Origin of the sequence: Sphingopyxis sp., assembly GCF_051861155.1 — a bacterium.
Classification (GTDB): Bacteria; Pseudomonadota; Alphaproteobacteria; order Sphingomonadales; family Sphingomonadaceae; genus Sphingopyxis.
On record NZ_JBHYDE010000002.1, the window covers coordinates 324,133 to 337,369 of the forward strand.

Genomic DNA, 13,237 nt, shown 5'->3' on the forward strand with positions numbered 1-13,237 from the left:
GTTGCGACGCATCATAATTTGATGCTATTGCGGCGATCAATCGAATATCCGGTGCGGCACGGTCGCCATGGCGCCGGACGACAGGGAGCGCGGGTCAAGATGGCAAAGTCCAGGACGACGGCGGACGATGGCGTCGTCACGATCAAGAAATACGCCAACCGGCGGCTCTATGACACCGAGCGCAGCTGTTACATCACGCTTGAGGATCTGGGGACTATGGTCCGCGACGGCCGCGAATTCCGCGTCGTCGATGCCAAGAGCGGTGAAGACATCACGCATAATGTCCTGACGCAAATCATCATGGACGAGGAAACGCGCGGCGAAACATTGCTGCCGGTCAATTTCCTGCGCCACCTGATCGGCATGTATGGCGACAAGATGCAGTCGATGGTGCCGCAATATCTGGAAGCGTCGATGACCGCGTTCCGCAAGAACCAGCAGGACGTCCGCGCAGCGTTCGACGGCGTGCTCGGGTCGAACCCGCTCGCCGAACTGACCCGCCGCAACATGGAAATGTTCCAGCAGGCCGCGGGCGCGTTCATCCCGGGCGCCGGCGGCAGCAAGGCCAAGGACGCCGAAATCGCGGCGCTGAAGGCCGAAGTAGCGGCGCTCAAGGCCGAACTCGCCAAGAAATAATTGGATCGGGGCGCTCCTTCGCTCCCAGCGACAGAATACGGAAACTTCATGGTCAAACATGCGCTCAGCGTAACCCGGCAGGCCGACTTTGCGGCCTGGTATCAGGATGTCATTGCCGAAGCCGACCTTGCCGAGGAATCGGGGGTGCGCGGCTGCATGGTGATCAAGCCGTGGGGCTATGGCATCTGGGAACGCATCCAGACCGTCATGGACGCCGCGATCAAGGATGCCGGGGTTCAGAACTGCTATTTCCCGCTGTTCATCCCTTTGAGCTTCTTTGAGAAGGAAGCCGACCATGTCGATGGTTTTGCAAAGGAAATGGCGGTCGTCACCCATCACCGCCTGATCGGCGACGGCAAGGGCAAGCTGATTCCCGATCCCGAAGCCAGGCTGGAAGAGCCGCTGATTGTCCGCCCGACGTCGGAGACGGTGATCGGCGCGGCGATGAGCCGCTGGGTGCAGAGCTGGCGCGACCTGCCGCTGAAGGTCAACCAATGGGCCAACGTCGTCCGCTGGGAAATGCGCACCCGCATGTTCCTGCGCACCAGCGAGTTCCTGTGGCAGGAGGGGCATACGGCCCACGCCGACAAGGATGACGCGATGGCCGAAACGCTGCGCGCGCTCGAAATGTATCGCGCCTTTGCCGAAGACGTGCTGGCGATGCCGGTGATCGCGGGCGAAAAGCCGGAGAATGAGCGTTTTCCGGGCGCCGTCGCCACCTATTCGATCGAAGCGATGATGCAGGACGGCAAGGCGCTGCAGGCCGGCACCTCGCATTATCTCGGCACCGGTTTCGCCGAGGCCGCGGGCATCCGCTATCAGGACAGGGACGGCGGCCATTCGCTGTGCCACACGACCAGCTGGGGCGTGTCGACGCGGATGATCGGCGGCGTCATCATGACCCACGGCGACGATGATGGTCTGCGCTGTCCGCCGCGCATCGCGCCGCACCAGATCGTCATCGTGCCGATGCTGCGCGACAATGAAGAGGATGCCGCGATCCTCGCTTATTGCCGCGAACTCGAAGCCGAACTGAAGGCGCTCGACGCCTTCCGCGAGCCGCTCCGCGTCCACCTCGACGCCGGTGCCAATAAGGCGCAGACCAAGCGCTGGGGCTGGGTCAAGAAGGGCGCGCCTATCATCGTCGAAATCGGCCCGCGCGACGTCGCAGGCGGCAATGTCGCGGTGATACGCCGCGACCGGCTCTACAAGGACGACGGCAAGCTCAATACCGCGTTCGTCGCCAATGGCGAGTTCGTTGCCGAGGCGGTCGCGACGCTGACCGACATCCAGTCGAGCCTGCACGCCGAGGCCCGCGAGCGCCTGCACGCCAACATCCGCCGCGACGTCACCGACCTGAAGGCGCATTTTGCGGGCGACGACAAATTTGTCGGCTGGGCCGAAGTGAAATGGGCGCGCCCGACCGGCACTGCGCTCGACAAGATCGTCGAGCAGCTCAAGGCGCTCAAGCTGACGATGCGCAACACCCCGCTCGACGCGGCGCCCGCCGACGGTGCGTGCTTCTTCACGGGCGAGCCAGCGGTCGAGCGCGTCCTGATTGGGCGGACTTACTGACCGCTGTGCTTGTCGCCGTATCGGTCGTAGAACCGGTTCGGCGGCGATCATAAATCTGTTAGATTGCAGTGGCAGGGCTCGGCCGAAGGGCCCGGCCGCCGCCGCTGTGGTGCGCGGCCTGTTCGGTCATTTCGACAGGGGAAAGACCATGAAGCGACAGATTGCCGGTTCGACCATCATCGCCGCGATGCTTTTGGGAAGCGGCGCGCCAGCCGCCGCCAAGCCGCCGTCGGACGTATCCGACCTCGTCGGTGCGCGCGCCGCGGGCGCGGAGACCGCGATGGAATCGCGCGGCTACGAGATGACAAGAACCAGCGGCGGCGCGCAATATTGGTGGAATAGCGGCACGAAAACCTGTGTGAGCGTCACCGTCTCCAACGGGCGCTATGCGAGCGTCAACAAGGCCGATTCGAGCAACTGCGGCCATGGTGGGGGCGGCGGGGATGCTGCGGCGGCGGTCGGCGCGATCGCGGCGGTCGGCCTGATTGCCGCTCTCGCAAGCCACAAGAAGAAGCATGGCGATCATGGCGACAGCAACCATGATGGCGACTATAACCGCGGCTATAATGACGGCCTCTATGGCGGCCAATATGATCGCCACGACAGCGAAGCCTATCACGACGGTTTCATGGCTGGCGAAACCGAAGCATCGAACCGCCGCATGGCCAACCGCTCCTATGCGCGCGGCGGCCCCGATGCGGCGCGAACCGCGTGCGAACGCCGCGCCGATCAGTATCAGAACGCACCGTGGGGGAGTAGCGTCGCGGTCAGCCAGCGCAGCGCTGGGGGCGGCAACTATGTCTTCACGATGGCGACCGGCCATTATCGTTCGACCTGCACGGCTTCGTCGAACGGCCAGGTGATCGACATTTCGCCCTATTGATCGGCACGCGGGAGTGACGGGGGGTGACGGCTCGCCCGTTGCCCCCTATCAGCGGACGATGGCCCGCAAACAACATACTGGATTGCCGTCGCGCGAGCAGATCCTCCGCTTTATCGAAGAGAGCAAGGACGCGGTCGGCAAGCGCGAGATCGCGAAGCATTTTGCGTTGCATGGCAATGACAAGATCGCGCTGAAGGCGCTGCTCAAGGATATGACCGACGAGGGGCTGGTCGATCTGGCGCCGGGCCGGGCGTTCCACAAACATGGCGGATTGCCGCGCGTGACCGTGCTCCGCGTGGCGGCGATCGACGGCAGCACCGTCTGGGCCGTCCCCGAACGCTGGGAGGCCGCCGGTCCTGCGCCGCGCCTTCGCGTCATGGAGCAGGGACGGAAAGGCGCGCTCGGCGTCGGCGACCGCATCCTCGCGCGCACCGAAGAACGCGGCAGCGGCCATGTCGCGCATCCGATGAAGCGGCTGGAGGCGGGCGGCGAAGCAGTCATCGGCGTGCTGGTCGAGGATATGGGGCCGGGGGGCAAGCCGATGCTGTGGCTGCGCCCCGCCGACAAGCGCGCGCGTTATGATTTTGCGGTGGCCGACAAGGGCGATGCCAATATCGGCGATCTGGTGCGCGCCGAGCTGACCGGGCGCGGTCCGGCGATCAAGGCGAAGGTCGTAGAGCGTCTGGGCGACCCCTTCGCGCCCAAATCGCTGAGCATGATCGCGATCGCGCGCCACGAAATCCCGCATGTGTTCGGCGCGGAAACCCTCGCCGAGGCCGAGATTGCCGCCAAGCTGCCGCTCACTGCCGACGGCCGCGAGGATTTGCGCGACCTGCCGATCGTCGCGATCGACCCGATCGACGCGCGCGACCATGACGATGCCGTGTGGGCCGAACCCGATACCGACGGGCCGAACAAGGGCGGTTTCCGCGCGATCGTCGCGATCGCCGACGTCAGTTTTTACGTCCGCCCCGACGGCGCGCTCGACCGCGAGGCGCGGCGGCGCGGCAACAGCGTCTATTTCCCCGACCAGGTTGTCCCGATGCTTCCCGAAACCCTCTCGGCGGGCGTCTGTTCGCTCAAAGCCGGGCAGGACCGCGCCGCGATGGCGTGCCATCTGGTCATCGACAAACAGGGTAAAGTGACGTCATGGCGTTTTACGCGCGCGCACGTGCGGTTGCGCGCTAACATCGCTTATGAACACGCCCAGGCGGCTTATGATGCCGACGAAGCGCGCGAGGACTGGGATGCCGAGGTGTTGCCCGGACTTCGCAATCTATGGGCCTGCTGGGCGCTCCTCGCCAAGGCGCGCGCGGCGCGCGCACCGCTCGATCTCGACTTGCCCGAACGGCAGGTGATCCTCGACGAACAGGGCGCCATCGCCGAAATCCGAGTCCGCGACCGGCTCGATTCGATGCGGCTGATCGAGGATTATATGATCGCGGCGAACGTTGCGGCCGCAAAGGCGCTCGAGGCGAAGAAATCGCCGGTGATGTATCGCATCCACGAACCGCCGAGCCGCGAGAAACTGGTCAGCCTCAAGGACTATCTCGAAACCTTCGAACAAAGCTTCGCGCTCGGACAGGTGATCACCCCCGCGGTGTTCAACCGCCTGATCGACGGTTTTTCGGAAGACGACCGGCTGCCCGAGATCATGCAGGCGATCCTGCGCAGCCAGACACAGGCCTATTATGGCCCCGCCAACGCCGGCCATTTCGGCCTCGCGCTCGGCTCTTATGCGCATTTCACCTCGCCGATCCGTCGCTACGCCGATCTGATCGTCCACCGCGCGCTCGTCGATTCCTATAAGCTCGAGGTGCCGGGCAGGCCCAAAGGATTGCCCGAGCGCACCGGGCTGGGCGAAGCCGACGCCAAGGGGCTGTCGCGCATCGGCGAGGCGATCAGCGCGCTCGAACGCCGCGCGATGGAGGCGGAGCGCGAGACGGTCGATCGCTATGTCGCGGCCTATCTGGCGAACAAGACCGGCGAGATCGTCCAGGCGCGGATCACCGGGGTCCAGCCGTTCGGCTTTTTCGCGACGGTCGACGGGCTCGGCGGCGACGGGCTGGTGCCGGTGTCGACCTTGGGCAGCGAACGCTTTTTCTACGACGAAGCGGCGCGCAGCCTCGACAGCGAACATGGCCGGGTCAGCTTCACCACCGGCCAGCGGCTCGACCTCCGCTTGATGGATGCCAATCCGATCAGCGGCGCGCTGCGCTTCGAGCTGCCCGATGCGCCCGAGGGCGGATACCGAAACCGCCCGCCGCGGCGCGACGGGGTGAAGGGGAAGGGGACCGGGAAAGACGGGGCCGGCAAGCATATGGTCGGCAAACGTGGCCGACCCGCGAATATCAAGCACAAGGGCAAGCGACGCTAAACTCTCGTCGTCATTGCGAGGAGCTGAAGGCGACGCGGCAATCTCCAGCTATCCATCTTTCGCAAGGCCGATAGCTGGGGATTGCTTCGCTTTGCTCGCAATGACGCAGTTTATTGACTCCCCGCCAGCTTCGCCAACAACGCGGCACTCTCGGCATCCGCCGGAAAAAACGCCTCGATCGCCAGTTCCGACAACGTAATGTCCACTGGCGTGCCGAAAATCGTCACCGTCGACACGAACGAAATCCGCCCGGCATCGGTATCCAGGATCAGCGGCACCGCGATGCTGCTGGCGTGGCTGTCGCGCTGCGCGGCGCTGTGGTCGTCGCTTCGTACCTTATAGCCCGCGAGTTCATCGCGCAGCGCAATCAGCCCCGCATCGGCGCTCGCCGCGATCTGGACGTCCATCCGTTCCAGGATATGCGCGTGCCATTCGCCATAGTTGACGATCTGCGGCGCCAGCCCCTCGGGGTGCAGCGCGATGCGCAGCACATTGACCGGCGGCACGAGCAGGGCAGGGGCGACCTGCGCGATCAGGATCGCGATCGCGTCGTTGGCAGCGATCATGTTCCAATGCCGGTCGACCGCCAGCGCTGGATAGGGTTCATGGCCCTTCAGCACATGCTCGACGATCGCGCGGACCCCGGCCATTTCGGGGCTGTCGAGCGGGCGTTCCTGATAATCGGGGGCATAGCCGGCGGCGAGCAACAGCGCGTTGCGCGCGCGGTGCGGCACCTCCAGCCGGTCAGCGATCCGCTGCAGCATCTGCGCGCTGGGTTTCGATCGCCCGGTTTCGATAAAGCTCAGATGCCGGGTCGACATGTCGGTGTCGAGCGCCAGGTCCATCTGGCTCATCCGGCGGCGGCTGCGCCATTCGCGTAATTGGGCGCCCAGCGGTGCGGGTTGCATGATAATCTCCTTTGCATCGAGAGCTATACCTTGGCTTTCTGCTTTTCCATTACCTCGAGCGTAATCGACTGGCGGCATTTTGGGCGGCAGATGGGGCGGGTCATCGAAAAAGGAGAACCCCAATGTCGATCTTCAACCTCAAGAACACCCTGCTCATCGACGCGGTCACCTGCACCGGATTGTTCGTCTTTTGTGTCTTTGCGACTGCGACGGTCGCCGCGCTGCTCGGCCTCCCCTTCGAAGTGGTGACCGTCGCGGGCTGGATCGGGCTGCCGTCGGCGCTGCTGATGCTGTTCGTCGCGAACCAGAAGGTGCCGAGCAAGGGGTTGGCCAATCTGATCGCGGTCGGCAACCTCGGCTGGGTCATCGCCAGCTTTGCGGTGCTTGGCGTCTTTGCGGCGCAAATGACCGCGCTCGGCCTCGCGGTCGTCGTCGTGCAGGCGATCGGGGTGCTGGTCTTTGCGATTTACGAAGCCAAGGGCGCCGCCGCGCTGCCGCGCCCTGTGGCCGCCTGAGATAGTCCCGTCATTGCGAGGAGCCGAAGGCGACGCGGCAATCTCCAGCTATCGGTGCCATTGAACGATGGCTGGAGATTGCTTCGCTTCGCTCGCAATGACGAATAGAAAAATTGGGCTCAGATTTAACTCAGCGCGTCGAGCCGGGCGAGGTCGATCGCGCCCGGCACCAGCATCACCGGGCAGGGCAGCGTTCCTGCGTCCTGTCCGGTGAAATGCGCGACCAGCGGCCCGGGCGCTCCCGATGCCGCGGTCGCCAGCACCAGCGCCGCAATCTCGTCGCTGGCGCCGATCACCTCACGCACCACCTCGGCGGGTTTGCCCGACCTGATCAGGATCTGCGGCGTGACCCCCGCTTCCTGCACCACCGCGTCGGCGGCGGCGGCGACCAATTCTTCGGCATGTTCGCGCGCTTCGGCCTCGATCGTCGCCTGCACCCCGCCGAATGCGACGAAGTCCTGCGGCGGGATGATCGCCAGCACAATGACGCCGCCGCCGGTGCGCCCGGCGCGGCGTGCGGCAAAGCGCAGCGCCAGACTCGCCTCGGGACTGTCGTCGATCACCACCAGATATGTCCGCACCGCCCCGACCCCTCGCTATGCTTTTTGTGCATGGAGACTGCGTCACATTCGTATGAAAGGCAAGTTTGCCCCGATGGACGTTGACGAACGATGCTCTTATGACGAGGGAGAAACCGTAGCGGCAGGTTCGGCCTGCAAGACTAACGAGGGACGAAACCGACGATGCCGATCGAACTCAAAATGCCCGCCCTTTCGCCGACAATGGAGGAAGGGACGCTCGCCAAATGGCTGGTCAAGGAAGGGGACGCGGTCAAATCGGGCGACCTGCTCGCCGAGATCGAGACCGACAAGGCGACGATGGAGTTCGAAGCGATCGACGAGGGCGTCGTCAGCCAGATTCTGGTCGCCGAAGGCACCGACAATGTGAAGGTCGGCACCGTGATCGCGGTGATTGCGGGCGAAGGTGAGGATGCGGGGAGCGCGAAGGCTGCTCCTGCTGCTGCGCCGACCGCGCCTGCACCGGAAGCGAAGGCCGAAGCGCCGACGCCTACTAAAGACGTCGCCCCCGCGCAGGCGGGGGCCGCTGGCAGTAGTGCGCCCAACACAACGGCCCCCGCCTCCGCGGGGGCGACGGAAAAGGCTGCTCCCGCTCCCGCCGCTTCGGGCGACCGTATCAAAGCCAGCCCCCTCGCCAAGCGTCTCGCCGCCGAACGCGGCATCGACCTGGCGACGATCACCGGCACCGGCCCCGGCGGCCGCATCGTCAAGGACGACCTCGACGGTGCGCCGGCCGGTGCCGCCGCTACGCCGGCTATTGCCCAAAGCGCTGCCGCACCCGCCGCTGCTCCTGCACCGGCAGCAGCACCGGCCACTGCGGGCGCAATCCCCGATTTCGGCATCCCGCACGAAGACACGAAGCTCAGCGGCATGCGCAAAACGATCGCGCGCCGTCTGACCCAGTCGATGCAGGAAGCGCCGCACATCTACCTCACCGTCGACATCCGCCTTGATGCGCTGCTCAAGCTGCGCGGCGAGCTCAACGCCAGCCTCGAAAGCCGCGGCGTCAAGCTCAGCGTCAACGACCTGCTGATCAAGGCGCTCGCGGTCGCGCTCGAACGCGTGCCCGCGTGCAACGTGTCGTTCGGCGGCGATGTGATGCGCCAGTACAGCCGCGCCGACATCTCGGTCGCGGTCAGCATCCCCGGCGGGCTGATCACCCCGGTCATCACCGATGCGGGCGGCAAGTCGATGTCGAAAATCTCGACCGAAATGGCCGAACTCGCCGCGAAGGCCAAGGAAGGCAAGCTCCAGCCCAATGAATATCAGGGCGGCACGGCCAGCATCTCGAACATGGGCATGATGGGGATCAAGCAATTCACCGCGGTGATCAACCCGCCGCAGGCGATGATCATGGCGATCGGTGCGGGCGAAAAGCGCCCCTATATCGTCGATGACGCGCTCGCCATCGCGACGGTGATGAGCGCGACCGGCAGCTTCGACCACCGCGCGATCGACGGGGCGGATGGCGCGCTGCTGATGAAGACCTTCAAGGACCTAGTGGAAAACCCGCTGGGGCTGGTGGCTTAGAGAAGTGGATTTATTCGATCAGTCGGCAGGAAACGCTGCCGCTCAACTGATCATTGGAATTCTTCAGCTTTTAGCCGCCATTGTGGCGCCAATGGTAGGTTGGGTTTACGCTCGAAGAGCCTTGGCTCGGGTTAAATGTGAAGCCCGCTGCGATGAATTTAAATCCCTCTTTGGTGCACGGCTCTGGGTCATAACAATCCGTTCTAAGAAAGAATTTAGCACCAACGTCCGTATCTTAGTTTCCCTCGGCAGAGAGAATAATCGAATACAGCGCTTGTTTCTAAACGAGAATTCTAGTGGAGCTGAAGTGAAGAAAATTGGAAGTAACATTTTCGTTTCTTCAGATTTGCTTCCTAAGAGCGAGGAAATAAAATTTTCGGTTAAACTTGCAGCGGACGACATACCAAAGCTGAGGTCAACTCACGGCGCGGTGTCGATCGATAGGAAGATTTCGGTTGGTGTTTTTTCATTGAAGCACATTGCTCTAATTTCTTACGAGCGGTTGATGATGCTTATGTTGCTTTTCATGCTCTACGTCGGACTTTTGATTATCAGGTTATTATACCTGAACTTTTCTTAGAATCTGGGAAATCGGGATCTGAAAATGACTGACACCAATTACGACCTCATCGTCCTCGGCTCCGGTCCCGGCGGTTATGTCGCCGCCATCCGCGCGGCTCAACTCGGCCTGAAAACCGCGATCGTCGAGCGCGAGAACCTCGGCGGCATCTGCCTCAACTGGGGTTGTATCCCGACCAAGGCGCTGCTGCGTTCGGCCGAGATCTATCATTATATGCAGCATGCGGGCGATTACGGCCTGATCGCGCAGCAGATCAGCGCCGACATCGATGCGGTGGTGAAGCGTAGCCGCGGGGTTGCGAAACAGCTCAGTCAGGGCGTCGCCTTCCTGATGAAAAAGCACAAGATCACCGTGCATATGGGCGAGGGCAAGCTGACCGCAGCGCCTAACGGTGGTTTGGGCAAGCTGGAAGTGAAGGGCGAGAAGGGGAGCGAAACCCTGACCGCGAAGAATATCATCGTCGCGACCGGTGCGCGCGCCCGCGACCTGCCGTTTGCGCCCGCCGACGGCAAGCGCATCTGGACCTATCGCCACGCGCTCGTCCCGCCCGAAATGCCCAAGAAGCTGCTCGTCATCGGGTCGGGCGCCATTGGGATCGAATTTGCCAGTTTCTACAAGGATATGGGTGCCGAGGTAACGGTAGTTGAGATGCTCGATCGCCTCGTCCCCGTCGAGGACGCCGATGTGTCGGCGTTCCTCGAAAAGCAGCTCAAGAAGCAGGGCATGACGATTTATACCGGCGCCGGGGTCGAGGAGCTGAAGGCGACCGCGACCGGCGTTTCGGCGAAGATCAAGGGCAAGGACGGCAAGGTCGAATCGGCCGAGTTCAGCCACGCCATCGTCGCGATCGGCATCGTCCCGAACACCGAGAATATCGGGCTCGAAGCGCTCGGTGTGAAGACGACCAAGGGCCATATCGACACCGACGCGATGTGCCGCACCAACGTCCCCGGCCTGTGGGCGATCGGCGACGTCACCGCGCCGCCGTGGCTCGCGCACAAGGCGATGCACGAATCGGTGATTTCGGTCGAGGCGATCGCGGCCGAAAACGGTAACAAAGACGTTCATCCGCACGCCATGGACCCGCGCAACATCCCAGGCTGCACCTATTGCCGCCCGCAGATTGCCAGCGTCGGGCTGACCGAGGCGAAGGCGAAGGAGCTGGGGTATGAGGTCAAGGCGGGCACCTTCCCCTTCATCGGCAACGGCAAGGCGATTGCGCTGGGCGAGGCCGAGGGCTTCACCAAGACCGTGTTCGACGCCAAGACCGGCGAATTGCTGGGCGCGCACATGATCGGCGCCGAGGTCACCGAATTGATCCAGGGCTATACGATCGGCAAGACCGCCGAACTGGTCGAGGATGATTTTATCGGCACCGTCTTCCCGCATCCGACATTGAGCGAAACGATGCACGAAGGCGTGCTGGCAGCGTTCGGGCGGCCGCTGCATATCTGACGGCTTGCGTTCATAAGCGCCGCACTCATGTCCCGTCATTGCGAGGGGAGCGAAGCAATCCAGAGCGGTCTACGCCTACTCTGGATTGCCGCGTCGCTTCGCTCCTCGCAATGACGAGAGTATTTTGTCGAGGTTGCGGCGTACCGGTCGTCGCATTTGATGGACCGGTACCAAGCCGTGGTTGCGTGAGGCCGATGCGGCGTTCACAAAATCATGCCCATGACGCTTCACCGCCCCGTTCGATGAATCCCTCGATCCTTCATTTTTCGCGCACCGGCAACGCGATGAAGATGCTGCTCTTTCTGGGCTTCGCGGTCCTCGCCTTTGGCCTCACCTATCTGCTGCTCGAAGAACGGCAGGCAGTGGCGCCGCTGACCCAGACGCTGCCGGGGGGATTGGTGCTGCCGATGCCGGCGCCGCGGCCCGATCCGTTTGCGCCGGTGAAAATACCGCTGCTGCTCGCCGCGGGCGGGATCAGCCTGTTCTATGTCTGGCGCCATGGGGTGCGGCTGATGACCCGCCAGGTCGCGGTGACGATTGCGGCGGGGCAACTCCATTTTCACCCGAGCTACAACATGCCTTCTCCGATCGTGCCGATCACGAACGTCACCGAAGCGATCTTCGATCGCGCCGATCGGCTGCCCGAAGGCGAGTGGGAAACAGCGGCGAGCGCCGTCTCCTGGTCAGCGAACCGTTCGGCGCGATCGGGCGCTATACTGCGCCATGGCCTGTATCTGCGTTATCGATCAGGGGCCTCGACCGGCGAGGTGCGGCTGATCGACAATGACTTCGACGGCGGCGCCGAACAGTTGCGGCGCTTTGCCGCCCAAATCGAGATGTGGCGCCGGTCGCGCGCGCCGGGCCATCGCTGATCGCAACCGATTGCGCCCCGCGCGCGCCTTCGTCATAGCAGGCGCGTGCCAACCAATCCCCCCCGCATCGCTTTTTTCCAGCGCGCCCTGATCGCGGCGCTGCTGCTGTTCGCCCTCGTCAGCGCGGTGACCGCCGCTGGCCTGTTCGACGGCCTCGACCGCCAGATCGGCGCCGCGCTGGCGATGACCGCCGACACCTCGCCGCGCTGGGCGATCCAGTTCATGCAGGGCGTCAGTTGGATCGGCGGCGGTTTGCCGCGCTGGGGGATCGTCATCCTGCTGTGTGCGCTGGTCTGGCACTGGTGCGGGCCGCGCTGTGCGGTGGCGCTGGGCGGGGCGTCGTTGCTGGCGAACCTGGCCTCGACGCTGCTCAAAATCGCATTCGGTCGGCCGCGTCCCGATCTGGTGCCGCATCTCGACCATGTCACCAGCGCCTCCTACCCCAGTGGCCATGCGACAAGCGCGGCGGTGGTCTATCTGCTGCTCGCCTGGCTCGCGCCGCCGCGCTGGCGGGGCGCGGCCTGGGCGCTGGCGGCGGCGATGATCATCCTCAATGCCTTCTCGCGCATGATGCTGGGCGTGCATTGGGCAAGCGACATTGTCGGCGGGACATTGCTCGGGCTGGCCTTTGCGCTCGCCGCGGCGTGGTGGGCGGGCACGCGCAGCGGTGCGCCGGACGCACTAAGGGAATCGTAAACTCTCGCTGCTATGAAGACCCCGGAATTACGGGAGCTTCGGCATGGATACTTCCCTTCGCAAAGTGCTTGGCGTCATCGGCGGGCTCATTCCGCTCGTCTGGATCGGCTGGCTGCTGTATCATTTCGTCGGCGTTGGTGGCGGCACCGCCGAAGGGGTCGCCGGGATCGGCCTGGGTCCGACGGTGATCGGGCTGTCGATCGTCGGTTTGTTGTCCGCGCTGCCGCTGATCATCAAATTGCTGCGCGCCACGACGGGGGTGAACCGCGTGCCCGGCGCCAGCTTCGACGCCAAACTGAAGCCCGGCGAAGTGGCGGTCGAGCCGGCGTTTGACGCCGATGCGGCGTTCGCCAACTATATGCGCAAACGCGACGCGGGCGTGACGGGCGATGTTTCGATCGACCCCGCCGACAGCGAACCGGCGGCACCCTTTGCGCCGCGCCCCGGCGGCTTTGGCCGCAAGACGGTCTAGGGTCAGGCCCCATTAATTGCGCGTTCGAGGCGTCGAAATGGCGAAGATATCGGGTTCGCGCGGCCTTGGGGGGGGCATACCTTCCCCCCACGCCGCCGGGGCGGGCGGTCGTAGGCAATTAAGCGGCCCGGCGGGGGGTTTACCAATTTTGCCCAGGGGG

The 13,237-nt window shown here is 64.0% G+C and carries 13 protein-coding genes; 11 read left to right on the forward strand and 2 right to left on the reverse strand.

Annotation, left to right across the window (positions count from 1 at the left end; genetic code table 11):
* Window positions 1–99 precede the first annotated feature (99 nt).
* The 4 genes from phaR to ACTIFP_RS04790 all read left to right on the forward strand — a co-directional run bounded on the left by phaR (window position 100) and on the right by ACTIFP_RS04790 (window position 5,471).
* Window positions 100–636, forward strand: coding sequence for a polyhydroxyalkanoate synthesis repressor PhaR (phaR, locus tag ACTIFP_RS04775; protein ID WP_439567568.1), 537 nt, complete (start codon window positions 100–102; stop codon window positions 634–636).
* A gap of 48 nt (window positions 637–684) precedes the next feature.
* Complete coding sequence (gene proS / locus ACTIFP_RS04780; protein WP_439567569.1) at window positions 685–2,211, forward strand: proline--tRNA ligase; 1,527 nt, start codon at window positions 685–687, stop codon at window positions 2,209–2,211.
* 148 nt (window positions 2,212–2,359) lie between these two features.
* A complete protein-coding gene (locus tag ACTIFP_RS04785) occupies window positions 2,360–3,094 on the forward strand; it encodes a hypothetical protein (protein ID WP_439567570.1) in 735 nt (244 codons plus the stop codon).
* Between the two features lie 58 nt (window positions 3,095–3,152).
* Entirely contained in the window at window positions 3,153–5,471 is a 2,319-nt protein-coding gene (locus tag ACTIFP_RS04790) for a ribonuclease R family protein (RefSeq protein WP_439567571.1), read from the forward strand.
* Window positions 5,472–5,581: 110 nt separating this feature from the next.
* On the opposite strand, the gene ACTIFP_RS04795 is transcribed toward ACTIFP_RS04790, so the two are convergent.
* Entirely contained in the window at window positions 5,582–6,379 is a 798-nt protein-coding gene (locus ACTIFP_RS04795; protein WP_439567572.1) for a helix-turn-helix domain-containing protein, read from the reverse strand.
* Window positions 6,380–6,501: 122 nt separating this feature from the next.
* Between ACTIFP_RS04795 and ACTIFP_RS04800 the strand changes: the two genes are divergently transcribed.
* On the forward strand, window positions 6,502–6,894 hold the full coding sequence (locus ACTIFP_RS04800) for a hypothetical protein (protein ID WP_439567573.1): 393 nt from the start codon (window positions 6,502–6,504) through the stop codon (window positions 6,892–6,894).
* Between the two features lie 125 nt (window positions 6,895–7,019).
* Here ACTIFP_RS04800 and ACTIFP_RS04805 read toward each other — a convergent pair whose 3' ends face one another.
* Window positions 7,020–7,475, reverse strand: a complete 456-nt coding sequence (locus tag ACTIFP_RS04805; RefSeq protein ID WP_439567574.1) for a universal stress protein — start codon at window positions 7,473–7,475, stop codon at window positions 7,020–7,022.
* A 162-nt stretch (window positions 7,476–7,637) separates the two neighbouring features.
* Here ACTIFP_RS04805 and ACTIFP_RS04810 point away from each other — a divergent pair, with 162 nt between their 5' ends.
* The 6 genes from ACTIFP_RS04810 to ACTIFP_RS04835 all read left to right on the forward strand — a co-directional run bounded on the left by ACTIFP_RS04810 (window position 7,638) and on the right by ACTIFP_RS04835 (window position 13,077).
* Window positions 7,638–9,002: a pyruvate dehydrogenase complex dihydrolipoamide acetyltransferase gene (locus tag ACTIFP_RS04810; protein WP_439567575.1), complete on the forward strand. Its 1,365-nt coding sequence runs from the start codon at window positions 7,638–7,640 to the stop codon at window positions 9,000–9,002.
* Window positions 9,003–9,006: 4 nt separating this feature from the next.
* Window positions 9,007–9,582: a hypothetical protein gene (locus ACTIFP_RS04815; protein WP_439567576.1), complete on the forward strand. Its 576-nt coding sequence runs from the start codon at window positions 9,007–9,009 to the stop codon at window positions 9,580–9,582.
* Between the two features lie 24 nt (window positions 9,583–9,606).
* Window positions 9,607–11,037: a dihydrolipoyl dehydrogenase gene (gene lpdA, locus ACTIFP_RS04820; protein ID WP_439567577.1), complete on the forward strand. Its 1,431-nt coding sequence runs from the start codon at window positions 9,607–9,609 to the stop codon at window positions 11,035–11,037.
* Window positions 11,038–11,279: 242 nt separating this feature from the next.
* Window positions 11,280–11,909, forward strand: coding sequence for a hypothetical protein (locus ACTIFP_RS04825; protein WP_439567578.1), 630 nt, complete (start codon window positions 11,280–11,282; stop codon window positions 11,907–11,909).
* A gap of 45 nt (window positions 11,910–11,954) precedes the next feature.
* A complete protein-coding gene (locus tag ACTIFP_RS04830; protein WP_439567579.1) occupies window positions 11,955–12,605 on the forward strand; it encodes a phosphatase PAP2 family protein in 651 nt (216 codons plus the stop codon).
* Window positions 12,606–12,648: 43 nt separating this feature from the next.
* A complete protein-coding gene (locus tag ACTIFP_RS04835) occupies window positions 12,649–13,077 on the forward strand; it encodes a hypothetical protein (RefSeq protein WP_439567580.1) in 429 nt (142 codons plus the stop codon).
* Window positions 13,078–13,237: the final 160 nt, after the last annotated feature.